At 61.4% G+C, this 25,857-nt stretch carries 32 protein-coding genes and 1 pseudogene; 23 read left to right on the top strand and 10 right to left on the bottom strand.

The window, feature by feature from the left end:
* Positions 1 to 11 precede the first annotated feature (11 nt).
* The 5 genes from lpxD (at position 12) to gloA (ending at position 3,780) form a co-directional block, all read left to right on the top strand.
* Positions 12 to 1,061, top strand: coding sequence for a UDP-3-O-(3-hydroxymyristoyl)glucosamine N-acyltransferase (lpxD, locus tag HKD27_RS01610; RefSeq protein WP_194688366.1), 1,050 nt, complete (start codon positions 12 to 14; stop codon positions 1,059 to 1,061).
* 112 nt (positions 1,062 to 1,173) lie between these two features.
* Positions 1,174 to 1,683: a 3-hydroxyacyl-ACP dehydratase FabZ gene (gene fabZ / locus HKD27_RS01615; protein WP_011253341.1), complete on the top strand. Its 510-nt coding sequence runs from the start codon at positions 1,174 to 1,176 to the stop codon at positions 1,681 to 1,683.
* 5 nt (positions 1,684 to 1,688) lie between these two features.
* Positions 1,689 to 2,546 carry an acyl-ACP--UDP-N-acetylglucosamine O-acyltransferase gene (lpxA, locus tag HKD27_RS01620; protein WP_011253342.1) on the top strand — a complete coding sequence of 286 codons (858 nt, stop codon included), beginning with the start codon at positions 1,689 to 1,691 and terminating at the stop codon, positions 2,544 to 2,546.
* A 2-nt stretch (positions 2,547 to 2,548) separates the two neighbouring features.
* Positions 2,549 to 3,391 (top strand): UDP-2,3-diacylglucosamine diphosphatase LpxI domain-containing protein, encoded by an 843-nt coding sequence (locus tag HKD27_RS01625; protein WP_194264140.1) that lies wholly within the window; start codon positions 2,549 to 2,551, stop codon positions 3,389 to 3,391.
* Positions 3,391 to 3,780 (top strand): lactoylglutathione lyase, encoded by a 390-nt coding sequence (gene gloA, locus HKD27_RS01630; protein ID WP_011253344.1) that lies wholly within the window; start codon positions 3,391 to 3,393, stop codon positions 3,778 to 3,780. Before HKD27_RS01625 ends, gloA begins: the two co-directional genes overlap by 1 nt.
* On the opposite strand, the gene HKD27_RS01635 is transcribed toward gloA, so the two are convergent.
* On the bottom strand, positions 3,764 to 3,979 hold the full coding sequence (locus HKD27_RS01635; protein ID WP_228518246.1) for a hypothetical protein: 216 nt from the start codon (positions 3,977 to 3,979) through the stop codon (positions 3,764 to 3,766). The two genes, gloA and HKD27_RS01635, sit on opposite strands and share 17 nt — an antisense overlap.
* A 146-nt stretch (positions 3,980 to 4,125) precedes the next feature.
* On the opposite strand from HKD27_RS01635, the gene rpmH reads away from it, so the two are divergent.
* The 6 genes from rpmH to argB all read left to right on the top strand — a co-directional run bounded on the left by rpmH (position 4,126) and on the right by argB (position 8,401).
* Positions 4,126 to 4,260 (top strand): 50S ribosomal protein L34, encoded by a 135-nt coding sequence (rpmH, locus tag HKD27_RS01640; RefSeq protein WP_011253345.1) that lies wholly within the window; start codon positions 4,126 to 4,128, stop codon positions 4,258 to 4,260.
* A 49-nt stretch (positions 4,261 to 4,309) separates the two neighbouring features.
* A complete protein-coding gene (gene rnpA / locus HKD27_RS01645; RefSeq protein WP_041112084.1) occupies positions 4,310 to 4,684 on the top strand; it encodes a ribonuclease P protein component in 375 nt (124 codons plus the stop codon).
* Positions 4,681 to 4,932 (top strand): membrane protein insertion efficiency factor YidD, encoded by a 252-nt coding sequence (gene yidD, locus HKD27_RS01650; protein ID WP_194688151.1) that lies wholly within the window; start codon positions 4,681 to 4,683, stop codon positions 4,930 to 4,932. The genes rnpA and yidD overlap by 4 nt, the downstream gene beginning before the upstream one ends.
* A 90-nt stretch (positions 4,933 to 5,022) precedes the next feature.
* Positions 5,023 to 6,750 (top strand): membrane protein insertase YidC, encoded by a 1,728-nt coding sequence (gene yidC / locus HKD27_RS01655; RefSeq protein ID WP_194688150.1) that lies wholly within the window; start codon positions 5,023 to 5,025, stop codon positions 6,748 to 6,750.
* A gap of 11 nt (positions 6,751 to 6,761) precedes the next feature.
* Positions 6,762 to 7,445, top strand: coding sequence for a ribosome biogenesis GTP-binding protein YihA/YsxC (gene yihA, locus HKD27_RS01660; protein ID WP_194688149.1), 684 nt, complete (start codon positions 6,762 to 6,764; stop codon positions 7,443 to 7,445).
* A complete protein-coding gene (argB, locus tag HKD27_RS01665) occupies positions 7,442 to 8,401 on the top strand; it encodes an acetylglutamate kinase (RefSeq protein WP_228518245.1) in 960 nt (319 codons plus the stop codon). The genes yihA and argB overlap by 4 nt, the downstream gene beginning before the upstream one ends.
* Positions 8,402 to 8,428: 27 nt before the next feature.
* Here the strand turns inward: argB and HKD27_RS01670 are convergent, their stop codons facing one another.
* Entirely contained in the window at positions 8,429 to 9,844 is a 1,416-nt protein-coding gene (locus HKD27_RS01670) for a diguanylate cyclase domain-containing protein (protein ID WP_194688148.1), read from the bottom strand.
* Positions 9,845 to 10,036: 192 nt separating this feature from the next.
* Between HKD27_RS01670 and dapD the strand changes: the two genes are divergently transcribed.
* Genes dapD through HKD27_RS01685 form a run of 3 tightly spaced genes read left to right on the top strand, consistent with a single transcriptional unit; the run spans position 10,037 to position 12,637 of the window.
* Positions 10,037 to 10,867 carry a 2,3,4,5-tetrahydropyridine-2,6-dicarboxylate N-succinyltransferase gene (gene dapD, locus HKD27_RS01675; protein ID WP_011253351.1) on the top strand — a complete coding sequence of 277 codons (831 nt, stop codon included), beginning with the start codon at positions 10,037 to 10,039 and terminating at the stop codon, positions 10,865 to 10,867.
* 4 nt (positions 10,868 to 10,871) lie between these two features.
* On the top strand, positions 10,872 to 12,017 hold the full coding sequence (dapE, locus tag HKD27_RS01680) for a succinyl-diaminopimelate desuccinylase (RefSeq protein WP_194688147.1): 1,146 nt from the start codon (positions 10,872 to 10,874) through the stop codon (positions 12,015 to 12,017).
* Positions 12,014 to 12,637: a hypothetical protein gene (locus HKD27_RS01685; protein ID WP_194688146.1), complete on the top strand. Its 624-nt coding sequence runs from the start codon at positions 12,014 to 12,016 to the stop codon at positions 12,635 to 12,637. Before dapE ends, HKD27_RS01685 begins: the two co-directional genes overlap by 4 nt.
* Here HKD27_RS01685 and truA read toward each other — a convergent pair.
* The 3 genes from truA to def are packed head-to-tail and all read right to left on the bottom strand — an operon-like array spanning position 12,634 to position 14,930.
* Positions 12,634 to 13,404 (bottom strand): tRNA pseudouridine(38-40) synthase TruA, encoded by a 771-nt coding sequence (gene truA / locus HKD27_RS01690; protein WP_370544215.1) that lies wholly within the window; start codon positions 13,402 to 13,404, stop codon positions 12,634 to 12,636. The two genes, HKD27_RS01685 and truA, sit on opposite strands and share 4 nt — an antisense overlap.
* Before the next feature lie 49 nt (positions 13,405 to 13,453).
* Positions 13,454 to 14,368, bottom strand: a complete 915-nt coding sequence (gene fmt, locus HKD27_RS01695) for a methionyl-tRNA formyltransferase (RefSeq protein ID WP_062495911.1) — start codon at positions 14,366 to 14,368, stop codon at positions 13,454 to 13,456.
* A 7-nt stretch (positions 14,369 to 14,375) separates the two neighbouring features.
* Positions 14,376 to 14,930 (bottom strand): peptide deformylase, encoded by a 555-nt coding sequence (gene def / locus HKD27_RS01700; protein WP_062456437.1) that lies wholly within the window; start codon positions 14,928 to 14,930, stop codon positions 14,376 to 14,378.
* A gap of 191 nt (positions 14,931 to 15,121) precedes the next feature.
* Here def and HKD27_RS01705 point away from each other — a divergent pair, with 191 nt between their 5' ends.
* From HKD27_RS01705 to HKD27_RS01715, 3 genes are all read left to right on the top strand, one after another.
* A complete protein-coding gene (locus HKD27_RS01705; RefSeq protein WP_041112093.1) occupies positions 15,122 to 15,634 on the top strand; it encodes an Hsp20 family protein in 513 nt (170 codons plus the stop codon).
* A 92-nt stretch (positions 15,635 to 15,726) separates the two neighbouring features.
* Complete coding sequence (locus HKD27_RS01710) at positions 15,727 to 15,978, top strand: DUF1150 family protein (RefSeq protein ID WP_194688144.1); 252 nt, start codon at positions 15,727 to 15,729, stop codon at positions 15,976 to 15,978.
* Positions 15,979 to 16,002: 24 nt separating this feature from the next.
* Positions 16,003 to 16,365 (top strand): RidA family protein, encoded by a 363-nt coding sequence (locus HKD27_RS01715; RefSeq protein ID WP_194688143.1) that lies wholly within the window; start codon positions 16,003 to 16,005, stop codon positions 16,363 to 16,365.
* Positions 16,366 to 16,499: 134 nt separating this feature from the next.
* Here HKD27_RS01715 and HKD27_RS01720 read toward each other — a convergent pair whose 3' ends face one another.
* From HKD27_RS01720 to pdxA, 3 genes are read right to left on the bottom strand one after another with little or no spacing between them, the layout of a single operon-like run.
* On the bottom strand, positions 16,500 to 16,862 hold the full coding sequence (locus HKD27_RS01720) for a cupin domain-containing protein (protein WP_194688142.1): 363 nt from the start codon (positions 16,860 to 16,862) through the stop codon (positions 16,500 to 16,502).
* A gap of 12 nt (positions 16,863 to 16,874) precedes the next feature.
* Entirely contained in the window at positions 16,875 to 17,555 is a 681-nt protein-coding gene (locus HKD27_RS01725; RefSeq protein ID WP_194688141.1) for a 4-hydroxythreonine-4-phosphate dehydrogenase, read from the bottom strand.
* Positions 17,552 to 18,559, bottom strand: coding sequence for a 4-hydroxythreonine-4-phosphate dehydrogenase PdxA (pdxA, locus tag HKD27_RS01730; protein ID WP_228518244.1), 1,008 nt, complete (start codon positions 18,557 to 18,559; stop codon positions 17,552 to 17,554). The genes HKD27_RS01725 and pdxA overlap by 4 nt, the downstream gene beginning before the upstream one ends.
* 75 nt (positions 18,560 to 18,634) lie before the next feature.
* Here pdxA and HKD27_RS01735 point away from each other — a divergent pair, with 75 nt between their 5' ends.
* The 3 genes and pseudogenes from HKD27_RS01735 to HKD27_RS01745 all read left to right on the top strand — a co-directional run bounded on the left by HKD27_RS01735 (position 18,635) and on the right by HKD27_RS01745 (position 20,707).
* Entirely contained in the window at positions 18,635 to 19,498 is an 864-nt protein-coding gene (locus HKD27_RS01735) for a LysR substrate-binding domain-containing protein (RefSeq protein WP_194688140.1), read from the top strand.
* Positions 19,499 to 19,626: 128 nt separating this feature from the next.
* A pseudogene (locus HKD27_RS01740) lies at positions 19,627 to 20,327 on the top strand (glutathione S-transferase N-terminal domain-containing protein).
* A gap of 125 nt (positions 20,328 to 20,452) precedes the next feature.
* A complete protein-coding gene (locus HKD27_RS01745) occupies positions 20,453 to 20,707 on the top strand; it encodes a hypothetical protein (protein ID WP_194688139.1) in 255 nt (84 codons plus the stop codon).
* A 181-nt stretch (positions 20,708 to 20,888) separates the two neighbouring features.
* On the opposite strand, the gene HKD27_RS01750 is transcribed toward HKD27_RS01745, so the two are convergent.
* The gene (locus HKD27_RS01750; protein ID WP_197436591.1) at positions 20,889 to 22,004 is read right to left on the bottom strand and encodes a metallophosphoesterase; all 1,116 of its coding nucleotides are present in this window, start codon (positions 22,002 to 22,004) and stop codon (positions 20,889 to 20,891) included.
* Between the two features lie 111 nt (positions 22,005 to 22,115).
* Positions 22,116 to 23,096, bottom strand: coding sequence for an SDR family NAD(P)-dependent oxidoreductase (locus tag HKD27_RS01755; protein WP_194688137.1), 981 nt, complete (start codon positions 23,094 to 23,096; stop codon positions 22,116 to 22,118).
* Positions 23,097 to 23,217: 121 nt separating this feature from the next.
* On the opposite strand from HKD27_RS01755, the gene HKD27_RS01760 reads away from it, so the two are divergent.
* The 3 genes from HKD27_RS01760 to HKD27_RS01770 all read left to right on the top strand — a co-directional run bounded on the left by HKD27_RS01760 (position 23,218) and on the right by HKD27_RS01770 (position 25,762).
* Complete coding sequence (locus tag HKD27_RS01760) at positions 23,218 to 23,799, top strand: TetR/AcrR family transcriptional regulator (RefSeq protein WP_194688136.1); 582 nt, start codon at positions 23,218 to 23,220, stop codon at positions 23,797 to 23,799.
* A 199-nt stretch (positions 23,800 to 23,998) separates the two neighbouring features.
* On the top strand, positions 23,999 to 24,898 hold the full coding sequence (locus tag HKD27_RS01765; RefSeq protein WP_194688135.1) for a LysR family transcriptional regulator: 900 nt from the start codon (positions 23,999 to 24,001) through the stop codon (positions 24,896 to 24,898).
* Positions 24,899 to 25,000: 102 nt separating this feature from the next.
* Positions 25,001 to 25,762, top strand: coding sequence for an SDR family NAD(P)-dependent oxidoreductase (locus tag HKD27_RS01770; RefSeq protein ID WP_194688134.1), 762 nt, complete (start codon positions 25,001 to 25,003; stop codon positions 25,760 to 25,762).
* The last annotated feature ends 95 nt before the right edge of the window (positions 25,763 to 25,857 follow it).

The following is a 25,857-nucleotide window of genomic DNA, read 5'->3' on the forward strand; positions in this document are numbered from 1 at the left end:
CCGTGTCTGACATGACAGAAAACGAAAGTCGCCCGGGCGACAGCCGTTTCTTCCAGCGTTCCGGACCTTTCGGTCTGGAACGGCTGGCAGAGGTCTCGGGAAGCGACATCATTCCGGCCGCATCAGGGAAGGGGCTGTCCGAGTTCCGTGGCGTTGCGCCCCTGCATGTTGCAGGACCGGATGAAATCAGCTTCCTCGATAATCGCCGCTACCTGCCGCTTCTGGCGGAAACGAAGGCCGGAGCGGTCATTCTCTCCCCGGCCTTCACTGACAAGCTGCCGCCCGATACGGCGGGGCTGGCCTGCAAGGCGCCTTATCTGGCCTGGGCACGTGTGGCCACGCTGTTCCATCCGGCACCTGCTTCCACGGGTGTCCGCCATCCGAGTGCCTGGATCGCGGAAGACGCCGAAATTGGCGAAAACGTCGAGATCGGTCCTTTCGCCGTCATTAGCAGCGGCGTTCGTATCGGTCGTGACAGCATTGTCGCAAGCCATGCCAGCATCGGCCAGAGCGTCGAGATTGGTGAGCGTTGCCGTATCGGGGCCCATGCCGCGATCTCCCATGCCCGGATCGGAGATCGCGTCACGCTCTATCCCGGTGTGCGTATCGGTCAGGATGGTTTCGGGTTCGCCGTCGGCCCCGAAGGTTTTGAAACGGTTCCCCAGCTCGGGCTCGTCGTGCTGGAAGATGGTGTGGAAGTGGGGGCGAACTCCACCATCGACCGTGGTTCCATGCGTGACACCCTGATCGGAGCCGGAACCCGGATCGATAATCTCGTGCAGATCGGCCACAATGCCCGTCTGGGGCGCTGCTGCATCGTCGTCTCGCAGGCCGGAATTTCCGGCTCTACGGAACTGGGTGATTTCGTCACCATTGCTGCACAGGCCGGCCTGATCGGACATATCAAGATCGGCGCGAAGGCCCGGATCGGCGCCCAGTGTGGCGTCATGTCGGATGTGGATGCCGGCGCCGACGTCATCGGCAGCCCTGCGATGCCGTTCCGCGAATTTTTTCGTAATGTTGCCACCTTGCGGAAACTTTCGCGTAAAAGCGGGGACTAGCAGTCCTGCGGCGCGGATGGTAACTCCCCCGCAGGTTTGCTAAGGGAAGCCATTCGTGCTGCCACAGGGCAGCGACTGACAGACAACACCGCTTGAAGGGCATGGTGAAACGATGGACCGAGTGGACGCTCCAGCCGAACAGATGACTCCCGCGACAGACGCCGCTGCTGACAGCCATCAGGTTCCGCAGAGCATCGACATCCTGAAGATCATGCAGTCGATCCCGCATCGCTATCCGTTTCTGCTGATCGACAAGATGGTCGAGATCCATGCCGGGCAGTCCGCCATCGGCATCAAGAACGTGACGGTCAACGAGCCGTTCTTCCAGGGACATTTCCCGTCTCACCCCGTCATGCCGGGCGTGCTGATCGTTGAGGCCATGGCCCAGACGGCAGCGACGCTGGTGGTCATGACGCTGGGCAAGGCGTTTGAAGGCAAGCTGGTCTATTTCATGACGATCGAAAATGCGAAATTCCGTCGCCCGGTCGGCCCTGGTGACCAGCTCCGGATCCATGTCGACAAGGAGCGCTCCCGCGCCAATGTCTGGAAATTCAAGGGTGTGGCCCGCGTGGACGATGTCGCCGTTGCCGAAGCGACCTTCAGTGCGATGATCATGGGTTGACCCTGATGCAGATGGCAGGCAAGCGCCCCGAAACCGCCGAAATCCATGCGACCGCCATCGTCGACCCGCGCGCGCGCATCGGGGAGAACGTGCGCATTGGCCCCTGGTGCCTGGTCGGTCCCAATGTCACGATCGGTGACGGGGTCTGTCTGCATGCGTCCGTTCTCGTGGATGGCTACACGACCCTGCGTGAAGGTGTGGAAGTCTATCCGTTCGTGACGATCGGTCTGGCGCCGCAGGACCTCAAATACGCTGGCGAGCCGACACTGTGCGAGGTCGGGGCCAATACCGTCATTCGTGAAAACGTGACGATTCATCGTGGCACCGCGCAGGGGCATGCCCTGACGCGGATCGGCGCGAACTGCCTGATCATGGCCAATTCACACGTCGCCCATGACTGCGTCCTCGGTGACCGTGTCATCATCGTCAACAATGTCGTCATGGGTGGCCATGTTGAGATCGACGATGACGCCAAGATCATGGGCTCGGCCGCGCTGCACCAGTTCGTCCGGATCGGCCGTGGTGCCGTTGTTGGCGGTGTCTGCGGTGTGGAAATGGACGTTATTCCTTACGGAAGCGTTCTGGGGAATCGCGCCCGTCTGGTCGGACTGAACTGGATCGGCCTGAAGCGTTCTGGCGTTGGGCCTGAGGAAATGCAGGCCATGCGCCGCGCCTTCCGGACGCTTTACCCGCGTCATGGTGCGACGGAGTCCGTTCTGGAAGCCCGGATTGCCGAAGTCCGTCAGGAATACGGGCATCTCCCCCGCATCGCCGAGATGCTGGACTTCATGGAAGCCCCCAGCCGTCGAGGCCTGACCCGCGTTGCGCGTCAGGAAGGACAGTCCGAAACCGAAGGCGCCTGATCGTGGGGGATCGTGGTTGCATCGGCATTCTGGCAGGCTCGGGACCGCTTCCCGCGCAGGTCGCCGCCGCAGCCATCGCCAAGGGACGCAAGGTTTTCGTCATTGGATTCCGGGATTTCGCCGATCGTGCGCTTCTCGAATCCTACCCGCATGAAATCATTCGTCTTGCCGCTGCCGGAGACATTCTCGGTGCTCTCAAACGGAACAACTGCCGCGAACTGGTCCTGATCGGGCCGGTGCGTCGTCCCGCATGGCGTGACCTGCGTCCCGATGCCGAAGGCGCGCGTATCCTCGCTAGGCTGGGCCGTGCCATCTTCTCGGGCGATGACGGATTGCTCGGAGCCGTCGTCCGTGTCCTCGGTGAGGAGGGCTTCCATGTCCGCGGCGCTCACGAGTTTCTCGAACATGCCACCGGTCGCTCCGGAACCCTCGGCCGTGTCCTTCCGGACGCCCAGGCCAAACAGGATATTGCCCGGGGTGTCGAAGTCCTGAAGGTCATGGCAACCCTGGATATTGGTCAGGGATGTGTTGTCCAGAACGGTCTCGTGCTGGCGGTCGAGGCTCTGGAAGGGACGGATGCCATGCTGGGGCGCTGTGGGCGGCTCATGCAGGCGGGAAGTGGCGGCGTTCTGGTGAAGATGCCCAAGACGGGGCAGGACCTTCGGGCGGACATGCCGACAATTGGGCCGGAGACGCTGGAGAATGCAGCCCGGAACGGATTGCGGGGCGTTGCGTTCCAGCCCGGAGTGACCCTCATGACGGACCCTGCTGGCTGTGTGAAGCTGGCGGATCGTTATGGGCTGTTTCTGTATGGGCTGACGCCGGAAGATCTGAAGGACAAGTGATGAGCACGTTTCTGCATACGATGGTGAGAATCCGGGATATCGACCGGAGTCTGGCGTTCTACAAGCTGCTCGGGATGAAGGAACTTCGCCGCAAGGAAGTGCGCGAGGGGCGTTATACGCTCGTTTTCATCGGATTCGATGACAATGAACACGGACAGGCCGAGATCGAGCTGACCTATAACTGGGATCAGGAAACCGACTATGAGGTCGGCACCGGTTTCGGGCATTTCGCAATTGGCGTGCCGGATGTGGCCGCTCTTGTGGAGACGGTCCGCAGCGGAGGCGGTAAGGTGACACGTGAGGCCGGTCCGCTGAAATTCGGAACGATCATCATTGCGTTCGTCGAGGATCCCGACGGCTACAAGATCGAGCTTATCGAGAAGAAGTAAAGTTTTTCAGCAGCTTCAGGGCATTTTCCAGCGCATCGACGATCGTCTTTGCGTTCTGCTGGACCGCCTTGTCCTTGTGCGTGCCGAGAATGTCGGCACAGAGCAGGGCAGAGGCGAGCGCGTTGCGCATGTCGTGGCGGAAGGTCGCGACGTCCTGGGGGGAGTTGCTGGCGGGGAGAGTATTGCTGGACTCGGGCATGGGCTGAAGTTCCTGTAGGTCTGGCATTGACATAAGGGGCCTGCGTGCTTACAAGCCCGGGTCTCAATCACCGGGCGTTTCGTGCGCCCGATCGACGCGGATGTCCAGCAGTTGAGGCGTCCGCCTGGTTTTTAAGGATCAACGTCATGAAGCGCACGTATCAACCCTCCAAGCTGGTTCGCAAGCGTCGTCACGGTTTCCGTACGCGTAGCGAAACCGTCGGCGGCCGCCGCGTACTGGCCAACCGTCGCTCCAAGGGTCGCAAGAAGCTCTCCGCCTGAGTTTGACCCGATCGGCACGATCCATACAACAGGCCACACTCCGCGCCGTTTGAAAAAACGGCCGCAGTTTCTGCGTGTGGCCGGGAAGGGGCGCAAGGTCGCCACTCCCGGTATGGTCGTGCAGATCCTGCCGGATGACACAGCGACCGAAACCCGCGTCGGTTTCACGGTCACGAAAAAAGTCGGTAATTCTGTCATCCGTAACCGCACCCGCCGTCGCCTCCGCGAGGCCCTGCGTCTCGTTGCGCGGGAAGACGGTCTGCCTTCCGGCGATTTCGTCCTCATCGGACGGGACAAGACCCGGGAGCGCGATTTTTCCCTTCTCAAGGATGATCTGCGTCAGGCCCTTCGCAAGGGGCTGGACGTCAATTTCCGGGAAAGCCCCCGCGGGCCGTCTGGCAAAGGCCGGGACCGGGCGAAATGATCGCGTCCGTGATCAGGAAAGCCGTTACGGCCCTGATGCTGTCGCTCATCGACGCCTACAAGCTTTTCATCAGCCCGTTCATTGGCAAGAACTGCCGGTTCGATCCGACATGCAGCACCTATGCGCTGACGGTCATTCGTGAGCATGGGCCTGTGCGTGGGGGATGGCTTGCACTGCGCAGGATCGGGCGCTGTCATCCCTGGTCAGAAGGGGGTGTGGACCTGCCTCCGAAGCCACACCGGCATTAAAAAAGCCCTCCGCCTATTGTTTTGAATGCGGTTTTCGGCCACTTGAGGCGCAAGCCCTATTCAGTGAGACGAAAGACCGGCATCCGCCCGATGGACACCAAACGCATTATTGCGGCCACACTTCTCTCGGCCCTTATCCTGATCGGTTTCGACTATTTCATGCCGAAGCCCCATCAGGACGATCCCCATCCCGTCACACATGCGCCTGCAGCACAGGTTCAGAACAGCGCGCCGATCACGGCTGCGCCATCTGCCGAGGCTGCTGCCGAAACGCAGGCGACTGCGCGGCGCATTCCGGTGACGGGGCCGGACGTGCAGGGCTCCCTCAACCTGAAGGGCGCGGTGCTGGATGATCTGATCCTCACGAAATATCGCGAGACCCTGGCCAAGGACAGCCCGCTGGTGCGGCTGCTGGACAAGGCGGGGAGTGCGCATCCCACGTTCGTCGTGATCGGCTGGACGAATGCGCCGGGCTCCAATGCCCGCGTGCCGGATCTGAATACGGTCTGGGAGAGCGCCGACGAGACGCTGACGCCCGATCATCCGGTGACGCTGCACTGGGATAACGGGCAGGGGCTGGTGTTCTCCATCCAGATCGCACTGGACGAGCACTACATGTTTGCGGTGAGCCAGACGGTCGAGAACCATTCGGGTCAGCCGGTGGCTCTGGTGCCGTTCGAGCGAGTGCAGCGTGACTATGATGCGCCGGAAGGGGCTTTCACTGCGCATGAGGGGCCAATCGCCGTCATCGGTGGCCGGATGCAGGACGAGAGCTACAAGAACCTGCGCAAAGGGGCTGACCATCCGGATCACGTGTCCTGGTCGTCCACGGGTACGAATGGCTGGGACGGTATCAGCGACAAGTTCTGGCTGACGGCCGTGGTCCCTGCGGATGGCACGCCGGTTGCGGCGAGCTTTGCTTACGTGCCGGGGACGCCGGGGTCGTATCAGGTGGGGATATCCACCCAGAACGCCCAGCAGATCATGCCGAACGGTTCCATCACCGAGAAGAGCCATATCTTTGCAGGTGCGAAGGTTGTCAGCCTGCTTCAGGGCTACAGCAAGCAGCTTGGCATTCCGGATCTGGACAAGGCGATCGACTTTGGCTGGTTCAGCTTCCTGACCCGTCCGCTACTGACGCTGCTGCACTGGCTGTATCTGCATTTGGGCAATTTCGGCCTCGCGCTGATGGCGCTGACGCTGATCGTCAAGATCGTTCTCTTCCCGCTGGCTTCCAAGGCTGCCCAGTCCTCGGCGCGGATGCGTCTGCTGGCGCCGAAGGTCAAGGAGATCCGGGAGAAGAACAAGGACGATCCGATGGCCATGAACCAGAAGGTCATGGCGCTGTATCGTGAAGAGAAGGTGAGCCCGGCGAGCGGCTGTCTGCCGATGCTGATCCAGGCGCCGATCTTCTTCTGCCTGTACAAGATCCTGAACATCAGCATCGATGCACGTCATGCACCGTTCTTCGGCTGGATCCATGATCTGTCGATGCCGGACCCGACAAACGTGTTCAACCTGTTCGGCCTTTTGCCGTTCGATCCGACGCACTACTCGTCGTTCCTGCATGTCAGCATCTGGGGTGCCGCACTGGGCCTGACGTTCTGGCTGCTGCAGCGCCAGACCAGTTCGACGGCAAGCCTCGATCCGGCGCAGGCGCGCGTCATGCAGTTCATGCCGCTGGCCTATGTGTTCTTCATGTCCGGCTTCCCGGCCAGTCTTCTGGTCTATTACACTTGGAACAACCTGCTGACGGTGGCGCAGCAGATGTTCATCCAGCGCCGGACCGGTCTGCCCGTTCCGGTATCACGGACCTGACGGCCAGAGACATGATCAAAGAAATCCCGGGGCCTCCGAGCGAGGCCCAGATCGAGGATGGGCGGCTTCTGTTCGCGGGAGAATGTGAGTTCTTCTTCGGCTCGCAGAAAATCGACCAGCTCCCACCCGTCGGCCGCCCCGAAGTGGCATTTGCCGGACGCTCCAATGTCGGCAAATCGAGCATCATCAATGCGCTGACGGGGCGTCGTGCGCTGGCACGGGCCTCGTCCGAGCCGGGGCGGACGAAGCAGCTCAACTTCTTCAATCTGGCCGACCGCCTGTCTCTGGTGGACATGCCGGGCTACGGATTTGCGAAGGCGGCAAAGTCGGTCAAGGAAGATTGGCAGGACATGATGTTCGCCTATCTTCGCGGTCGGACGACGCTTGAGCGGGTCATCCTGCTTCTGGATGCGCGGATCGAGCTCAAGGCGTCGGACAGGGATGTTATGGAGCTGCTGGACCGGGCGGCCGTGGTGTTCCAGATCGTGCTGACCAAGTGCGATCAGGTAAAGCCGAAGGCGCTGGCGGCGAAGATTGCGGAAGTCGAGGCGCTGGCGCTCAAACATGCCGCAGCCTATCCGCGCATCATTGCCACCAGCAGCGAGACCGGTTTCGGGATCGAGGATCTGCGGGCAGAAATTGCCCGTTTTGCCGTGCCACTCCAGACGTCAGGGGAAGGACAGTCCGGATCATGACCAGTAAGACCCCCATTGAAAGCAACAGCCGGACCCACAGCGACAAACTGCCGGACGTGGCGCCTGTCGTGAATGCGGAAGAAGCGCAGCAGCAGGCTGCCATTCTGTCCAGCGCGCTGCCGTTCCTTCGGCGCTATGCCGGGGACACGATTGTCGTCAAATATGGTGGTCATGCCATGGGCGAGGGCAAACTGGCGCATGCCTTTGGCTATGACATTTCCCTGCTCAAGCTGGTCGGGATCAATCCGATCGTGGTGCATGGCGGTGGGCCGCAGATCAGCGCCATGCTGGACCGGCTGAAGATCCGCTCCGAGTTCATTGACGGGCTGCGTGTGACGGACAAGTCCATGGTCGATGTGATCGAGATGGTCCTGTCCGGCAGCGTCAACAAGCAGGTAGCGCAGTTGATCAACCGCGCGGGAGCCTTGGCCGTCGGTATTTCCGGCAAGGATGGCGGCCTGATCCAGGCACGCCGTCTGACGCGCACCAAGCGTGATCCGGACAGTGAGATCGAGAAGGTCATCGATCTGGGATTTGTCGGACAGCCGGAAAAGATCGATCCGCGGGTTCTGTATGCGCTGCTTGGTGCGGGGCTGATTCCCGTGATCGCCCCCGTGGGTGTCGGCGAGGACGGCGAGACCTACAACATCAACGCTGACACTGCGGCCGGCGCGATTGCCGGTGCGGTGCATGCCTCGCGTCTGTTGATGCTGACGGATGTTCCGGGGGTTCTGGATGAGAACGGCAAGCTCATCGAAGAGCTGAGCGCGGAAGAGGCCACGCGGCGGATTGCCGACGGGTCGATTTCGGGCGGCATGATTCCCAAGGTCGAGACCTGCCTCGAGGCAGTCCGCAAGGGGGCGAAAGCCGCCGTCATTCTGGACGGACGCGTGCCGCACAGCTGCCTGCTGGAGCTGTTCACACGGGCCGGACCGGGAACGCTTATCAAGGCGTAACCAACTGGCAGCAGGACTGGACCGGGATTATGGCGCTTCGTGTGAGAAGCGCCATTTTCTGTTTTCAGCCACCCCTTCCTGAAGGGCCTGCATGCCACGTTCGAGCAGGCTTTCGGGGGTTTCCTCGGCATTGGCTTCGCGGGAGACAAGCCCCAGCTGAAGCGGCAGGTGGACCGGCGGATCGATCAGGATGGGAATGCCATGGGCTGTCATGCGCTCGGCCCGTTCGGCTGCGGCGAAGCGGTCCCCGCCATCCATCCAGAGCCCGAACGTATTGTTGCTGATCCGGCCGATGGCATCTGTGGGACGAATGGCTTTTCGCAGAAGAGCCACACACTGACGCAGCGCCTCTTCGCCAGCCTCGAAGCCCCGGGTCTTTGAAAGCTCTGTCAGGCCGGGCACGCGGGTGATGATCAGGGTTGCGGCCATCGCCTCCTGATCCAGCCGGCGGCTGCGGCGCTCGATTTCCGATTTCAGGCCGTTCCAGTTCAGAAGGTTCGACGCGATGTCATAGTCGGAATCCGTCAGGATCCGGCGGTGGATGCTGTCCAGTTCCCAGAATCCGGCCAGCAGGGAGCACACCGTCTCGCAGAGCTGCCGGTCCTGGGCAGACCAGGGCTCGGAGCGCCAGAGGACGAGGCAGAGCTGTCTGAGGCTGCGGATATTTTCGCGGCAGATCATGACATGGCTGCTGCCGGTCCTGAACAGCTCCGTGCCCGCCTGAGGGGCGGGTGTCGACAGGACGGACTGGATGTCGGCAGGCAGGGCGGACGATATGAAAAGAAAGCTCTTCGGAGCCGAGGTGTCCAGCAATGCGCCTTCCGCGGCGAGGGGGGCGAGCAGGGCGTCCATTGCAGCAGCAGAGGCCAGTCTGGGAACGATGGCCTTGCGGAGCGCGGTGGTGATGGCGGCGAGGATCGTGATCCCGGCAGCGTCGGAATGGCCATCCGTGACATGAGCGGTGTCGGGCTGGGGAGCAGAATCGCTTTCGGCCGGGGCCGCAATGACGGCGATGCTTCCGGGCAGCGTCTGTGAGACCGCCTTGAGGGTGCCGCGTGTTCCGGTGATCCGGCCTTCGCTGTCCTGGAATGGGCATGAGGAGAGGATGACGGTCAGGGGCTCGCCCTGCGGGTTCGTGATCTGGACAGGCGTACCGGTATGGGTCTGAAGGACGTTCACGGTGTCGCACAGTGCGCTGAACGGGCGGCCGATCAGGGGCGTCGTGGGCTGTTCAAGCCATGTTTCGGGGGAAATCAGGATGATCCGGCCCCGGCTGTCGGTCTCGAAGACCAGATCCACCGCCTGATAGAGCAGGGAGCGCCAGCGTTCGCGGCTTTCGAGAGTTGACGCCAGCATGTTCCGCAGGTCCTGCGGGGTCCTGTCCGGGGACGGATTGTTCATGAACTGGGAGAACAAGGAACGCAGATCAGGCAAGGGTGACATATCCCGCAGAGAGCTCTCGGTCGGGCCAGTCAGTCAAAGCCCCCGGTTTTCATAAGCGCGATTGGTTAAGAAGTCATTAACAATGCTGAAGCACGGGCAGAGGGGCCGACAGGAGTAAAGATCCGTTGACATGAAACCCCTGGAACCGCATGGTCCGGCGGATTTCTGCTTCTTTTTTACCGGACCGACCTGATGCCGAATGCACCCCTTCGTACCGCCATTGAAGCTCTGTGGGAGCGTCGTGCGACGCTCAGCGCCCGTACGGAAGGCGAAGACCGCGATGTCGTGGAAAAAGTCCTGTCCGCGCTGGATGCCGGGACGCTGCGTGTCGCCGAGCCGTTCGCAGATGGCTGGACTGTTCATGAATGGCTGAAGAAGGCGGTTCTGCTGTCGTTCCGTCTGAATGACAGCCGGGTCATGGAGCGCGGTTGCGGTGGTGAGCCGGCATTCGACAAGGTTCCGCTGAAGTTCGATGGCTGGGACCAGTTCCGTTTCGCCGAGGCCGGTTTCCGTGCGGTTCCGGGTGCGATCGTGCGTCGCTCCGCGTTTATCGCGCCGAATGTGGTGCTGATGCCGAGCTTCGTGAATGTCGGCGCGCGCGTCGACAGCGGCACGATGATCGATACCTGGGCGACGGTCGGGTCCTGCGCCCAGATTGGTAAGAACTGCCATATCAGCGGTGGTGCAGGCATTGGTGGCGTTCTGGAGCCGCTGCAGGCTGCTCCGGTCATCATTGAAGACGACTGCTTTATCGGTGCACGTTCGGAAGTGGCAGAGGGCGTGATCGTCGAGAAGGGCTCCGTTCTGTCGATGGGCGTGTTCCTGGGCGCCTCCACCAAGATCGTGGACCGTGCGACGGGCGAGATCTTCATGGGCCGTGTTCCGGCCTACTCCGTCGTCGTGCCGGGCACGCTGCCGCCGAAGGAGCCGGGTATGCCGTCGCTGGCCTGTGCGGTGATCGTCAAGCGTGTGGACGAGCGGACGCGCTCCAAGACCTCCATCAACGATCTTCTGCGCGACTGATCCTGTGACGGGGTCAACCTTTCCGACGGATCCCGTGGCGCTGGCCCGGGATCTGCTGCGCTGCCAGTCGGTCACGCCGGCCGATGGAGGGGCTCAGGCGCTTCTGGCAGGTGTGCTGGAAGGGATGGGGTTCGAGACGTTCCATCTCCCTTTCGGGCCTGCTGACGCGCCAACGCCCAATCTTTATGCCCGGCTGGGGAAAGGACATCCCGCCCTCTGCTTTGCGGGGCATACGGATGTCGTGCCGCCGGGCGAGGGCTGGGCGCATGATCCGTTTGAGGCGGTCATCGAGGGTGACCGGCTTTATGGACGCGGGATTGCGGACATGAAGGGCGGGGTGGCCTGTTTCGTGGCAGCCGTTGCGCGGCGTCTGGAACAGGGGCCGCTCAAGGGTTCCGTCTCGCTGCTGATTACGGGAGACGAGGAAGGTCCGGCGCATTTCGGGACGAAGCCCGTCATTGAATGGCTGGCGGAACGGGGTGAACTGCCGGATTTCTGCGTTCTGGGCGAGCCTACGAACCCTCAGGCACTGGGGGATGTCATCAAGATCGGCCGTCGGGGCAGCATGAATGCTGTCGTGATCGTACACGGGACGCAGGGACATGTGGCCTATCCGCATCTGGCGGATAATCCGGTCCATCGTCTTCTGGCAGCATTTTCCGAACTGACGGCACGGGAACTGGATGCGGGGAGTGAGTGGTTCGATCCATCGTCCCTTCAGGTCACGAGCATCGATGTTGGAAACGGGGCGACCAATATCATTCCGGGAAGTGCTGTCGGCCGGCTGAATATCCGGTTCAATGATCTGCATACCGGGGCCGCTCTGACGGCGTGGATCGAGGACGTGGTGCGGCGTCACGCGCCTCAGGCGGACGTGCAGGTGTCCATCAGCGGCGAGGCGTTTCTGACGCAGCCGGGGGATGCGGTAACGTGCCTGTCCAAGGCTGTACGCAGTGTCACGGGACGGACGCCCCGGCTCGATACTGGCGGCGGAACGTCGGATGCGCGGTTTATTTCGCAATACTGCGAGGTGGCGGAGTTCGGCCTTGTTGGCGCGACCATGCACAAGCGGGACGAGAACGTGGAGCTTGGGACGCTGGAAGACCTAACGCGGATCTATCTCGCGTTCATGGAAGGATACGGGCTGTGACTCCCCGACGGCCGGGTCCGTTCCCACCCACCGGGAATATGGCCATTCCTCTGGGCGTGTGGCTTCTGGGGCGGGGGCGGTCCGAAGGGATTAACTGTTTCGCACCCGGAGCGGGAGCCCTGTTCGCGGCTCTGGCGCCCACGGTTGCGCTGGCAGTCATTGGTGTATGGATGGCGTTCATGCTGCCACCTGCCGAACGGATCATGGGGCTGGTGCGGGCTGTGGTGCCGCTGGTCTGCACGCTGTTGCAGCTTGTGGTGTCGGAGCTTTATGCAGGCGCCTTGAGCCGCAAGGGTCTGTGGACGCGTTATGCCACCGCATCGCTCTGGTGCGGGTGGCTGCCACTGGCCATGTTGATCATGGCGCAGGGCGTGCTGCATCTCGTGCTGCCGGGGGCTGCGGCGTCCAGCCAGGCGCTGGGAGGACTCGCTTTCGGGGCGCAGCTCTATACGCTGTGGCTGACCTGGTATGTGACGAAGGTCGGGCTTGTGACGACGGCCTGGCAGGCTTTTGTCATGACCGTCCTGCAGACCCTGCCGGTGGGGGGGCTGCTCTGGGTCCTTTGGCTGCTGCCGCCGCATTACAATGCGGTTGTTGATCTGCTCGGGCTGTCGTCCTAGGAGCGGTTGAAGGGATCGTCGGGATAGCCGACATCCATCAGGCAGAGCCCCTCGGGAGGGGCTGTCTGCCCGGCCGCGCAGCGGTCTTTTGCTTCCAGAATTTCAATGATTTTTTCGACCGGCCACTGACGTGAGCCGATCATCATCAGGGTGCCGGCCATGTTGCGGACCTGATGGTGCAGGAAGGAGCGCGCCTTCGTGTCGATCATGACCAGTTCGCCATCGCGGTGGATGTTCAGGACGTCCAGCGTGCGGATAGGGCTTCTGGCCTGACAGGCGACGGCGCGGAAGGATGTGAAGTCGTGCGACCCGAGGAGATGGTTCGCGGCCTGCTGCATGAGGTCCACGTCCAGCGGGCGTTTGATGTGCCAGACGCGGTTTTCCATCAGCCCCGGACGGGCAGGGCGGTTGAGAATGGTGTAGCGGTAGCTGCGCCATGTCGCGGAGAAACGCGCGTTCCATTCCGGGCCGACTTTCGCCGTTTCCAGCACGACGACGCGGTGGGGTTTGAGATGATAGCCCATGCCATCACGGATCTGCCGGGCGTCGATCGGGGCGTCATCCGGGAAATCAAGGTGGATGACCATACCTGCCGCGTGCACGCCGGCATCCGTGCGTCCGGCGGTGATGCTGGGGACGGGGCGGTTGCGGACCAGTTTTGAGGCGGCGGCTTCGATCAGGCCTTGAATGGAGGTGCCGTCGTTCTGCTTCTGCCAGCCGAGATAGCCGGTGCCGTCATATTCGATGCGCAAGGCCCAGCGGTTCAGACCCGTGGGCTCGGCGCCGGGTTCAGCGAGAGGCTCCGCAGCCTGGGTGTCAGACAAGGCGGGTGCCTTTCGGCACGGGCTGACCGCGCAGGAAGTCGGAAGCGGACATCATGCTGCGGCCTGGTTTCTGCAAGCGGTCGATGCGCAGGGCACCCGTGCCGCAGGCGATGGTGAGGCTGTCATCGAGCGTGGTGCCGGGGGCCGCGCTATGACTCTTTGCAGGCAGCGGGATGGCTGCACCGATCTTGAGGACCACATCGTCGAGCGTGGTGAACGCGCCGGGCCAGGGCGTCAGGCCACGGATCTGACGGTCGATCTCAGCGGCGCTGCGCGTCCAGTCGATACGTCCGTGATCGCGGGTCAGGCGTTCGGCGTAGGTGACGCCGTCTTCGGGCTGCGGCACAGGTTTCGGCTGTTCGGCCAGCGCACGGACGACCAGACGGCCACCGATTTCGGCGAGACGGTCATGCAGCGTGCTAGCGGTGTCGGTCGCGCTGATGGGGGTGGCTTCCTCCAGCAGAACCGCGCCGGTGTCGAGGCCTTCGTCCATCTGCATGATGGAGACGCCGCTCCGGGTATCGCCTGCGACGATGGCGGACTGGATAGGCGATGCGCCACGCCAGCGGGGCAGGAGGCTTGCATGGATGTTCAGACAGCCCAGACGAGGGGCGTCCAGCATCGCTTTCGGCAGGATGAGACCATAGGCGGCGACCACGGCAGCATCGGCGTTCAGGGCGGCGAAGGCAGCGTGCTCTGCCGTGTCGCGGCGGACGCGCGCAGGGGTGCGGACCTCGATCCCGGCGGCTTCGGCGGCTTCATGGACCGGCGAGCGGCGAAGCGCCTTGCCGCGTCCTGCCGGGCGGGGCGGTTGCGTGTAGACCGCGACCACCTCGTGACCGGCGTCGAGCAAAGCGTGCAGCGCCGGGACCGAAAAGTCCGGCGTTCCCATGAAGATCAGCCGCATCGGAAAATCAGTGCCTTCTGAGTTTCTGCTCTTTGGCCAGGCGGCGCATGATCATGTTGCGCTTGAGCGTCGAGAGGTGATCGACGAACAGGATGCCGTCGAGATGGTCCATCTCGTGCTGGATGCAGGTGGCGAGCAGGCCGGACGCATCGCGCTCGATCGTCTCGCCCGCAAGGTTGCGGTAGCGCACGCGGATCGATTCGGGGCGGACGACTTCGGCATACTGGTTCGGCAGGGAAAGGCAGCCTTCCTCACGCGCGGCAAGCTGATCGGAATCAGAAATGATTTCCGGGTTGATCAGCAGCATGGGCTCACGCGGGGCGTCTTCCTCGGCCACGTCCACCAGGGCGAAGCGCATGCCCAGACCGACCTGCGGGGCGGCAAGGCCGATGCCCGGGGCCTTGTACATGGCGGAAAACATGCCCGGAAGCTGTTCGCGGATGAAGGCAATGTCCTCGGGGCGCACGTCGCGGGTGACCTCCCGCAGCACAGGCTGGGGGGCGATCAGGATCGGGGTGGGCGGCACCGCGTCGATGCCGGACAGGAAATCGAATTCGCTCATGTCCTGCGATGTAGCGAGCGTGGGCGCCAAATGCCAGTGCAAGATCGGGTTTGAGTGCAGGTTTTGCGTTGTGTCCTGTAAGGGTAGAGCTTGCATCCGTGAGGGTGGACACCATATCGTGGGGTCAGCCGGTTGCCGCATGATGGGACCGGCCCTGTTTATGTCTCGCTCATGGAGGAGGCTTTAGCCCTATGTCCGGTCGCCTGTTCACGTCCCCGATGTTCCTCGGTTTCGATCACCTCGAGCAGATGCTCGAACGTGCCGCCAAATCGACGTCCGATGGGTATCCCCCCTATAATATCGAGCAGCTCAGCGCCACGGCCCTGCGGATTACGCTGGCTGTCGCAGGCTTTGTGATGGACGATCTGCAGATCACGCAGGAAGACAACCAGCTCGTGATCCGCGGCCGTCAGGCGGATGACAGCCAAGGGCGCATTTTCCTCCATCGCGGCATTGCGGCGCGGCAGTTCCACAAGGCGTTTGTGCTGGCCGAAGGTATCGAAATCGGCGGCGCCTGGCTTGATAATGGCCTGCTGCATATCGATCTCCTGCGTCCGGAGCCGGAAGTGCGCGTCAAGCGGATTGCCATTTCGCAGGGGCGGCGCAGCCCGGCACCTGGGCCGACGGTCCATCATGAAGTGGTGCCCCCTGTCGTGAAGACGCGGCGTACGACGCGGCCGGCCCGCGATATCGATGACGAATAGGTCCGGCACGCGCCTCTGCCGGCCAGATTTTCTACAGACTGAACCCCAGGGCCAGGCGGCATGAACTGCCATGGCTTCAGAAGGAACCTGACTTGAACAATCCCTTCGAAAACGGTGATCGTTCGGACGACAAACTCCCTGCGGATCTGCGGCGCATCACGGGGCCGCAGCTCCTGACGCTGGGCATGTCCCATCTCGCCTATGTCAAATCCGTCATGCATGACGGGGAACTGGTCGTGGCCATCCATGCCGCCGACGGCACGCCCATGGCGGTCGCGGACGATGAGGAGAGCGCCCTTGATGCGATCCTCGAGCATGAGATGATCCCGACCCTGCTTCAGTAATTCCAGCCAGTAAGGTCCACGCCCGTGAGCAAGAACGCCGATATTTCCCGTCACCTTGAAGAAGAGCGCCTTGCGGGCGTGGTGGTCCATAACGGACTGGCCTATCTGGCCGGACAGGTCGCTGATGATGCCAGCCTCGATACGGAAGGGCAGACGGTCGACATCCTGCGCCAGATCGACGCGCTTCTGGCCTCTCTGGGGACGGACAAGAGCCGGATCCTGTCGGTCCAGATTTTCCTGACGGATATCGGGGAGATCGGGGCAATGAACCGGGCCTGGGATGCCTGGTTGGACCCGGCAAGCAAACCAGCACGCGCTACTGTTGAGGCGAAGCTGGCAGTGCCGGAGTGGCGGATTGAGATGACGGCGATCGCTGCGTTGAAATAGTTTTTTGAATTTTTCGGAAGTTGAGAAGCCGTCTTTCCGGTATGGGAAGGCGAGCCATATGTTTGGCTCACTTCCGCACAGATAATCTTCAATTTTCTGAGGCACTCCTGAGCGCTCAGTAGTAGAATTTCAGGTTATATCCGCGACAGCGTATGCACGGTCCGGTCAGTGGTCACATTGCCTGTATTAAGCGTCGTATTCGGCTCCAGCAGAACAACATGGCACTCGTCAGCTAAAGCCTCAGGACAATGCTCGACACCATGCGGAACAATGATGAATTCACCGGCCTCGATGTCGACGTCGCGTTCCCGGAAATGCATGCGCAATGTTCCGGAAACAACCAGAAACAGTTCGTCCTCATGCTCGTGATGATGCCAGTCGAATATTCCCTTGAATTTTGCCAGCTTGATCTGGGACGTGTTGACGTCACCCGCCACACGGGGACCCCAGTAATCGGAAAATGTCGTGAACGCCTGAGTCAGGTTTATTTTTTCCATTGATTTCCTCCGTCAGAGTTGTCGAACGATAGTCTGGACGTAGCCGATCTGTTGCGCCAGATCGGGTAATGCGGGAAAAGCGCCGTCGAGCAAGGCTGTGCCGATCGTAAAACCCGCAGCACCTGCCGAGGCAGTGGCGCGGATACGCTCCGTCCGATCGAGCGAACCGGCCACGATGACAGGCTTATTCGACACAGCAGCGCAGACCTGCCGGATCAGCTTCGGCACGTTTCCCACGAACCGATAGGCCAACAAATCCAACCCATGGACACCAGGCCGGCCCACGAGGTCGACTGCACTGCGCACGATTTCGGTTTCGGTCCCTTCAAGAAGGCTGGGATGCCCGCTGATCCGGCCGGGAAAGGGATAATAGCGGATCGACGTACCTTCCAGCAGCTTCAGCGCCTCATCGACATGCGTGCCACCCAGCAGATAATCGACGCCCAGGGCGATCCCGGCCTGTATTGAGCGGAGTTCACTGTCGCGATCGAGGGAGACGACTTCCAGATAGGTTTTTGCCCCAGCCCCACGGATGGTGCTGGTCAGCGTCTGGAGTTCCGCAAACGGCAAACCAATATCCTTGAACCCGATATGGCGGACACCTGCCACACGAGCGGTTTCGACCAGGTCGGCTGCGTTTTCCACCGTCCGGTCATGGCGGGTCAGCATGAAAATGAATTCGGGGCGGCTCATACTGAGGCTCCATTGGTGAGGCGAAGGGCATAATCGAACGCCGCTTCCAGGCTGGATGAATCAGCAATGCCCCGTCCTGCGATATCGAAGGCTGTGCCGTGATCGGGGCTCGTACGCGTGAAGGGCAGACCAAGGGTAATGTTCACACCCTGCGCCAGACCCATGTATTTGACCGGAATCAGTCCCTGGTCATGATATTGCGCGACCACAACGTCGAACCGACCTTCGCGCGCTTGCATAAATACCGTATCACCGGACCAGGGGCCTGAGGCGTCAATGCCTTCACGGCGAGCCTGCGTGATGGCGGGACCGATGATACGGGTCTCTTCGTCGCCAAACAGGCCGCCCTCGCCTGCATGAGGATTGAGGGCCGCTACGGCGATGCGCGGGCGTTCGATGCCCAGTGCGCGTGCCCCCGTATGAGCCAACCGGATTGCTGCCATCTGGGCGGGGCAGTCAGCGCGCTGGATCGCATCCCTGAGAGAACAGTGGATCGTCACCAGCACGACGCGGATGTCCTCGTTCGCCAGCATCATGGCAACCTCCCCGCCGCCAGCCTGCTCGGCAAGAATTTCGGTATGGCCGGGATAGTGCAGTCCGGCAGCGGCAAGTGCCTCCTTGTGGAGCGGCGCGGTAACAATGCCTCGGATTGCTCCCGCCTTTGCCAAATGAATTGCGGTCACGACTGCCGCGTAGGCGGCGCGGCCACCCTCGGCACTGATCTGTCCTATGGGCGGCAGTTCTGCGCATTCTGACGAGACCAGTACATTCAGCACTCCATCCTCGAACCGGGCTTCGGCTGGCCTCGCGATCCGGTGCAGTCGTGCCAACGGGGCGAGTGCTGTCAGCGCCTGGTGCATCACCAACGGATCACCGACGACAATCCAGTGCCGTTGTGATGGTCGCCGCAGGAACATCCTTGCCACGACCTCCGGGCCGATCCCGGCGGGATCTCCCATCGTGACAGCCAGTGGCAAAACTTCGTGAAAGGCTTCTTCAGTCATTCTGGTGATATTAACGGAACAATTCCCACGGAATATCGATATGAACTGACCTATTCTGGTGATAAAAACTGACCAATGAAGCGGTCTGATATGCCCTCACTGGATGATCTGCGTGCCTTCGCAGCGGTTGTGCGCCTGGGTTCAGTGCGGGCGGCAGCTACGGAACTGGCTCTGACTCACGGAGCCGTCAGCCGTCGGGTGTCCAAGCTGGCTGACGATCTGAAACTCCAGCTTCTGGAACCGGATGGGCGCGGGGTGCGGCCGACCCGGGATGGCTCGCGTCTGGCGGAAGCAGCAACCGATGCACTGAAAGGGATCGCGGCAGCGCTGACCGAAATCCGGTCGTCATCCGATGCTCAGCCGATTGTGCTGTCCTGCGAGCGGTCGCTGGCGATGCGCTGGCTGATCCCGCGCCTGTCCGACTTCCAGGACCGTCATCCGGGGATCGATGTGCATCTTTCGACCGGCGGCGGCGCGCTGGATTTCGCACGTGACCGCATCACGCTGGCAATCCGGCGCCTTGATTTCCCACTTGCTCCCGACTGGGCTGTCACCACGCTTGCGCAGGAAGCGGTCGGGCCGGTCATGCGCCCTGACCTGGCACAGCGGTTCGCCGACGGGGGCTATCTGGCCCTCGGGTCGCTCACCCGGCCCGAGGCATGGAAGAACTGGTTGGTGTCCCGGCCCGACATGCCCACACCGCGCGATGTCCGTCTGTACGACCATCATTTCATGATGCTGGAAGCCGCCGCCAATGGTTTGGGTGTTGCTCTGTCGCCCCGTATCATCGCTATGGATGATATCGCGACCGGCCGGCTTCTGGCGCCGGCCGGGTTCGACACGGATGGAACATCATACGGACTGATCCGGCCAGGCGGCTTGGAAATGACGGACAATGTCAGGGCCTTGGAAAAATGGGTCGTCAAACAGGTTCCATAACCCGTGATGGATATGGCTTTGTCGCAGCGGTGTCGTGCAATGTCGCAGTTGTGAGTAGCGGTTACTATGGGCATGCGCGTTACTCTGGCGTGTTGCAGCGAACGATTGTCTGAGAAAGGAGACATCCCATGATTGATCTTTTCTACTGGCCGACCCCGAACGGGCATAAAATCACGCTTTTCCTGGAAGAAGCGGGGATGGATTACACTATTCATCCTGTTGATATCAGCGCGGGTGATCAGTTCCGGCCGGAGTTTCTGGCCATTTCTCCCAATAACCGCATGCCCGCGATTATCGACCGGAACCCGGAAGATGGCGGCGAACCCATCAGCATTTTTGAATCCGGCGCCATCCTGCTCTATCTCGCGGAAAAGGCGGAGCAGTTCCTGCCGACGGACATCAGGGGGCGCATGGCAGCCATCGAATGGTTGTTCTGGCAGGTGGGCGGTCTAGGGCCAATGGCGGGGCAAAACCATCATTTCGTACAGTATGCACCGGAGAAAATTCCCTACGCCATGACCCGCTATATCAACGAGACCAACCGTCTGTATGGCGTGATGGACCGGCGTCTGGCGCAGGTGCCATTTCTCGGCGGCACTGACTACAGCATTGCCGATATGGCCTGCTATCCCTGGGTTGTGCCGTGGAAGCGCCAGCAGCAGAACCTCGAAGAGTTTCCGCACCTGAAGCGCTGGTTTGAAGGCATTGCCGAGCGCCCCGCAACGATCCGGGCCTATGAAAAAGGCAAGGCCCTGTCGGCGCGCCCGGTGTGACGGAAAAGGGAAAGAAAATTCTGTTCGGTCGGACGGCACGGTCTGCAAAAGAGTAATCCATCTCAGACAGAGACTGAAATAACAGCAAGTGTGCCTTCACCTGAAGCTTTACACTTATCCATCCTTCTCTAATTCGGAGCAGAGAACGGTTTTTCCCCGTATTTAGGACGCTCAATCCATCATGCACGGTTCCTGCCTGGAATTTGATGATGGCATGGTTCTCAGCGAAGTACCGCTGGTCTGTCGTTACCTGGAGAGCTTGCATCCTGCACCACCGCTGCTGGGCAGCAACTCGGAGGAATGCGCGGTTATAGGAATATGGGATCGCCGGATGGAAATCGACGGCTATCTTGTCGCGATGGAAGCTTACCGCAACTCCGCGCCTGGTTTGCAGGGACGGGATGCATATTCTGAAATTCCGATCATACGAATGTAGCCCACACCGCCTTTCTGCTTGAGGTCGCTTAACAGACACGCAGCCTGGTGGAGCAAGCAGGATATCCACTCTGGAAGAGCCTATAGGACGTTTCGTAACGTTTATTTAACTGCACAGAGGGAGACTTGCTGGGGCAGAGATTGCCCAGCACCCGAAAGAGATTGTCAGGCAGCCTTGAACCTTATCCGGCACGCAGATGAAACCGCGTGATCTCGGGCGGCACGCCCAGTCGGAGCGCGAAGCCGGGCCATAGACCGGTCCCGTTGCTGACATAGAGCGTCATGCCGCCCACCTGGTAGCGTCCGGAGACGAAGCCGTTATTGCCCCGTGCCACGAGCCGGTCTAGGCCGCGGATCATCCCGCCATGCGTATGGCCCGAGAGCTGAAGCGCCACACCCTGAGCTGCCGCGGCCCGGGCGTCGCCCGGCTGATGATCGAGCAGCACAACCGGTGCATGCGTCGGCGCTCCCGCCAGCGCGGCGTCAAGATCCGGGCCCACCTGACCGTGCCCGCGTGCCGAACGATCCGTCACGCCTGCGATCACCAGATGGGCCGTGCCGCGCGTAATCACCCTGTGCCGGTTTTCCAGCATATCGAAACCCAGTGCCGACAGATGGCGCATCCAGGCCGCATAATCGAAGAAATATTCATGGTTGCCCGGAGCGGCCAGTACGCCATCGGGCGCGCGCAGCTCCGCGAGCGGTGCGATGTCGGCACGGCGCATGTCCACCGACCCGTCGATGAAATCCCCCGTCACGACGATCAGATCAGCATCGGCCGCGTTGGCGCGCGCTACGACACGGGCAGCCCATCCCGCAGAGAAGAGCCGCGTGATGTGCAGATCACTCAGCTGGAGCAGTCGGTATCCATCAAACAGCGGGGATAATCCACGTATGACGACAGTCACGTCCCTGACAGGGGGCACCCGCAGAGCATTGGCAACGCCGATGCCCGCAAGCAGCCCGGCCAGCCCACCTACCGCGACGCGGGCTTCGGTGCCGATATGGACCGGCTGCCACATAACCAGCGCAACCATCAGCGCACAGAAATCGAGTGCGAGCTGAAACAGCGTGAGAAACAGGATCGTTCCGACCGCCCAGTTGAACAGGATGATAATCGGTTTCGGGAACTCCGGTGCGAATATCGAGCCGGAAGAGAGCCTGCTCCAGAACTGGAATTGCGACGCCACGATGACGAAGACGGCCCCCAGAAGTTTCACGGCAACCGGAAGAGGAAGTGGCCATAACCAGTTCAGGATCACGATCGACAGGAGCAGGCCGAATACGATAATGCGCACGAGTATGGACATCCTCATGGATAGGCGGAGCCGACGGCTTACGGTGGTCGTCGGCGTCCCGGGCACAGCCGTGAACCTGTGCTGACCCGAAGTGTTGTTCGCGTGAACGCGTCAGGCGAAGCGTTCCCCGACCATTTCCTCGCTCTTTATCCACAGGGCCTCGGCGTGTGCCGGATCGAGAGCGTAGGCGCGGACCCCTGGATTGACCAGACTGATCGGCTGGTCGTCGGGGATCACATCGCTGACGTGACAATCCTCGCAGTAATGCGCTCCCACTGCATCGGCATCAGCCACGACGCCAGCCCACACCGAAGTTGCAGCACCTTGCGGGATGGTCTTGAACTGGAACGGCTCATGGCCCTCGGCGACGGCCTGTTCATTGATCTGGCTTACCATGGCGTCGATCTCGCCAGGCGCCATGTGCCGCACCAGTTCCGTCATGATTCCACCAGGGTGAACAGCTGTTGCCCGCACGCCCCGTGAGCGATGCCGCGCATCAAAGGCGACGGCAAAGAGAATATTGGCGGTCTTGGAGCGTCCATAGGCCACGAACGGCACGTAAGGCGTATGCTCGAAATTCGGGTCGTCCAGATCGACGTCGGCGAAGCGATGTCCGGCCGAGGATACATTGACCACCCGTGCACCATCGCGCAGCAGGCCGGCGATCCGGTTGATCAGAACGAAATGTCCCAGATGGTTGGTGCCGAACTGCGTCTCGAACCCGTCTTTCGTATGTCCGAACGGCGTCGCCATGACGCCCGCATTGGCGATAACCAGATCGAACGGAGTGCCTTGCGCGTTTAGACGGTCGGCGCAGGCGCGTACGCTCGCCAGATCCGCAAGGTCCAGCGCGGTAAGCTCGAACGCACCGTCTCCCTGCGCCGCAGCCTCGCGGACCTGATCGGTTGCACGCTCCGCTTTTGCAAGATCGCGCACCGCGCCCACGACATGCGCGCCATGAGCCGCCAGCGTCCGGGCTGTTTCCACACCCAATCCGGCGGAAACGCCGGTCACGAGAACGCGCTTGCCCTTCAGGGACACGCCGGAGAGAACATCATCAGTCGTTGAGGTTGCGCCAAAAACCTGAGTCATGGGTGGAACTCCCTGAAATGGTGCATCCATTCCTTGCCGAAGCGGCATGGAATGTCTTATGTGGAGCATCGCTCCGCTTTACATATACGGAGCATTACTCCGTTTAACAAGGGGAGGACAGGTGACCGACGTGAAAAAACCCCGTCGCCGACCGCGTAGCGATGGACAGCGCAACCGGGAACAACTCCTGGACGTGGCCAAAACCGCGTTTACGATGGGGGAAGTGGACATTCCTCTGGATGAAGTCGCACGGCGCGCGGGTGTGGGTATTGGCACGCTCTACCGGCACTTTCCGAACCGCGACGCTCTTATCGAGGCGGTGTATCGCGCTGAACTGGATCGCCTTGCTGAAGCGGCTCCCGTGCTGGCCGCGCAGCATCCACCGGTGGAGGCGCTGCGCGCATGGATGCGACTGTTCGTGGATTACATCGCCGCCAAGCAGGTCATCGCCCCAGCACTCAACGGGTTGGTTGGGGGAACAGGGGCGCTCTATGCGCATTCCGGGGACGTTCTCAAAGCCGCCGTCAACAGTCTTGTTTCCGCTGCCATCGCCGCCGGTGAATTCCGCGCCGACATCGATCCTCTGGATCTGCTCCGCGCTCTGGCGGGGGTTTCGAATTTTTCGGCCGGTCCAGGCTGGGAAAGCAGTGCGAAACGCCTAGTCGATATTCTCATCACGGGCTCACGGTCTTCGGTATCGTAAAGACGCACGCTCCACAATTATGCTTCCTATTCGACGTCGTGCGCGTGTTTCGCGACGTCGGATAAAAAGGCGTATCCTATCTGTCGGCTACGTTTCCGTCTGAGAGATCGTCCGGGTTGGAACGGCGGACCGTCTGTATCGCGCACAAACTGGCTGCAAGACCGAACCGGAAAAACCTGGTTTTGTGCTAGAGAAGGATATGTCTGACCGCTATTATTCTGACCTCCGCGCCCTGTGCTGTATTATCGATCGAGGCAGTTTCGTTGCCGCTGCCAGAGAGCTTGGCGTGTCGCGTTCGGCGTTGAGTGCGACAATCCGCCGACTGGAAGACTATGTTGGCGTTCAGCTTCTGAACCGAACAACACGCAGTGTCAGCCCCACGCCCGCAGGGGAGCGTCTGGCGGCGCGGTTCGGAGTGGCGTTCGAAGAAATCGGAGCCGCTTTAAGCGAGGCCGGTGCGATGGGCGGCGAAATTGCTGGTCCGGTGAGGGTTCACGCCCAACGCCTTGGTTACGAGCTTTTTCTAAAGCAGCTCCTGCCTGACTTTGTCCGACGTTTCCCCCGGATCAGCGTCGAGGTGCAGATCGATGATGCTGGAGTGGACATCGTACAGGAAAGGTTCGACGTCGGCATACGGCTTGGAGAGATGCTGGATCAGGATGCGATTGCGTTCCCGCTTCAGCCCGGTTTGCGGCAGACCGCCGCTGCCGCCCCGTCTTACCTCGATCAGCACGGAGCACCACGCCATCCGCGGGAGCTCCGCGATCATCTCTGTATCGGTTTCCGCTGGCCGGGGCATGCTGCCCTGTACAACTGGGAATTCTGCGAAAACGGCGTCTGGTTCTCCGTGGCCGTCTCCGGTCCACTGACCTTCAATGATCAGCGGGCAGCACTTGATGCCGCCGTTGCTGGTGCGGGTATCGCATTATGGGTTGAGAGCGAAGTCCAGCCACTCATCGAGGCCGGTTATCTTGTTCCCCTGCTGACAGAGTATTCCGCCGCTTTTCCAGGCTTTGCGCTTTACTATCCCCCGCATCGTCATCGCTCGACTGCGGTGAAGACCTTCATTGCCGCCGTGCGCAGTGCGAAGACGTCGTGACAGATTGTACCTGCCCAGCCGTATAACCCATCCCGAATATCCGGTATTAAACTTATGATCCGATCACTCCAGATGATGTCCTCGACATCACAGGAGGTTTGTATGGGTCTGGAAAACACAGCAGGCAATTTTGCAGGCAAGGCCGCGATTGTCACCGGCGCTGCAAGCGGGATCGGTCGTGCGACTGTGGAGCTGCTTCATGCGCGTGGTGCCTCGGTGATCGCGGAGGACTGTGATCCCGGTGTCAACGCCCTTGCCCGACCTGGCATCGTCCCGCTCGTCGGGGACGTGACAGAAGAAGGCGCTGCCCGGCTTGCCGTGGCAACGGCGGTCGAGCAGTTCGGTCAGCTGGATATTCTCGTGAACAATGCCGGCATCATCATCAACAAGCTGGTCGTGGACATGACTGCTGAGGACTGGGACCGCATCTTCGCCGTCAATATCCGGGGCGTGTTCCTGCACTCGCGTGAGGCGATGCGTGCGATGATCCCGAACGGTAGCGGAGCTATCGTCAATGTCGGGTCCTATGCCTGCTTCCAGACCTTTCCCTCGATCGCAGCCTATGCCGCGTCAAAGGGTGCCCTTGCCCAGTTCACCCGGGCACTGGCCGTGGAAGCAATCGGTCATGGGATCCGGGTGAATGCAGTGGGCTCGGGAGATACCGTGACCAATATTCTCAACCATATTCATGCGGATGGCCCATCAGCCCTTGCGGAGTCTGGCAAACATGCTCCCATCGGACGTGCGGCTCAGCCAGAGGAGATCGCCAAAGTCATCGCATTTCTCGCATCCGACGAGGCCAGCTTCATGGTCGGGTCGATCGCCATGGCCGATGGTGGGAAAAGCGTAGTACTTCCCTCCTGAGCAGATCATTTCCACTGCCGGCTCTCTTTCTGCTCGTCATGGCCAGGTCTGTTTTGTGGAACGGGCCATGACCGAACGGATGGCTGGAATGAGGC

Source organism: Gluconobacter sp. R75690, from assembly GCF_015244525.1.
Taxonomy (GTDB): domain Bacteria; phylum Pseudomonadota; class Alphaproteobacteria; order Acetobacterales; family Acetobacteraceae; genus Gluconobacter; species Gluconobacter potus.

What these genes read in the sequence shown, in the direction of transcription:
- lpxD (WP_194688366.1), top strand. Translation starts at nt 12, where the DNA reads ATGACAGAAAACGAAAGTCGCCCGGGCGACAGCCGTTTCTTCCAGCGT.
- fabZ (WP_011253341.1), top strand. Translation starts at nt 1,174, where the DNA reads ATGGACCGAGTGGACGCTCCAGCCGAACAGATGACTCCCGCGACAGAC.
- lpxA (WP_011253342.1), top strand. Translation starts at nt 1,689, where the DNA reads ATGCAGATGGCAGGCAAGCGCCCCGAAACCGCCGAAATCCATGCGACC.
- gloA (WP_011253344.1), top strand. Translation starts at nt 3,391, where the DNA reads ATGAGCACGTTTCTGCATACGATGGTGAGAATCCGGGATATCGACCGG.
- HKD27_RS01635 (WP_228518246.1), bottom strand. Translation starts at nt 3,979, where the DNA reads ATGCCCGAGTCCAGCAATACTCTCCCCGCCAGCAACTCCCCCCAGGAC.
- rpmH (WP_011253345.1), top strand. Translation starts at nt 4,126, where the DNA reads ATGAAGCGCACGTATCAACCCTCCAAGCTGGTTCGCAAGCGTCGTCAC.
- yidD (WP_194688151.1), top strand. Translation starts at nt 4,681, where the DNA reads ATGATCGCGTCCGTGATCAGGAAAGCCGTTACGGCCCTGATGCTGTCG.
- yidC (WP_194688150.1), top strand. Translation starts at nt 5,023, where the DNA reads ATGGACACCAAACGCATTATTGCGGCCACACTTCTCTCGGCCCTTATC.
- yihA (WP_194688149.1), top strand. Translation starts at nt 6,762, where the DNA reads ATGATCAAAGAAATCCCGGGGCCTCCGAGCGAGGCCCAGATCGAGGAT.
- argB (WP_228518245.1), top strand. Translation starts at nt 7,442, where the DNA reads ATGACCAGTAAGACCCCCATTGAAAGCAACAGCCGGACCCACAGCGAC.
- HKD27_RS01670 (WP_194688148.1), bottom strand. Translation starts at nt 9,844, where the DNA reads ATGTCACCCTTGCCTGATCTGCGTTCCTTGTTCTCCCAGTTCATGAAC.
- dapD (WP_011253351.1), top strand. Translation starts at nt 10,037, where the DNA reads ATGCCGAATGCACCCCTTCGTACCGCCATTGAAGCTCTGTGGGAGCGT.
- fmt (WP_062495911.1), bottom strand. Translation starts at nt 14,368, where the DNA reads ATGCGGCTGATCTTCATGGGAACGCCGGACTTTTCGGTCCCGGCGCTG.
- def (WP_062456437.1), bottom strand. Translation starts at nt 14,930, where the DNA reads ATGAGCGAATTCGATTTCCTGTCCGGCATCGACGCGGTGCCGCCCACC.
- HKD27_RS01705 (WP_041112093.1), top strand. Translation starts at nt 15,122, where the DNA reads ATGTCCGGTCGCCTGTTCACGTCCCCGATGTTCCTCGGTTTCGATCAC.
- HKD27_RS01720 (WP_194688142.1), bottom strand. Translation starts at nt 16,862, where the DNA reads ATGGAAAAAATAAACCTGACTCAGGCGTTCACGACATTTTCCGATTAC.
- HKD27_RS01725 (WP_194688141.1), bottom strand. Translation starts at nt 17,555, where the DNA reads ATGAGCCGCCCCGAATTCATTTTCATGCTGACCCGCCATGACCGGACG.
- pdxA (WP_228518244.1), bottom strand. Translation starts at nt 18,559, where the DNA reads ATGACTGAAGAAGCCTTTCACGAAGTTTTGCCACTGGCTGTCACGATG.
- HKD27_RS01735 (WP_194688140.1), top strand. Translation starts at nt 18,635, where the DNA reads ATGAAGCGGTCTGATATGCCCTCACTGGATGATCTGCGTGCCTTCGCA.
- HKD27_RS01745 (WP_194688139.1), top strand. Translation starts at nt 20,453, where the DNA reads ATGCACGGTTCCTGCCTGGAATTTGATGATGGCATGGTTCTCAGCGAA.
- HKD27_RS01755 (WP_194688137.1), bottom strand. Translation starts at nt 23,096, where the DNA reads ATGACTCAGGTTTTTGGCGCAACCTCAACGACTGATGATGTTCTCTCC.
- HKD27_RS01765 (WP_194688135.1), top strand. Translation starts at nt 23,999, where the DNA reads ATGTCTGACCGCTATTATTCTGACCTCCGCGCCCTGTGCTGTATTATC.
- HKD27_RS01770 (WP_194688134.1), top strand. Translation starts at nt 25,001, where the DNA reads ATGGGTCTGGAAAACACAGCAGGCAATTTTGCAGGCAAGGCCGCGATT.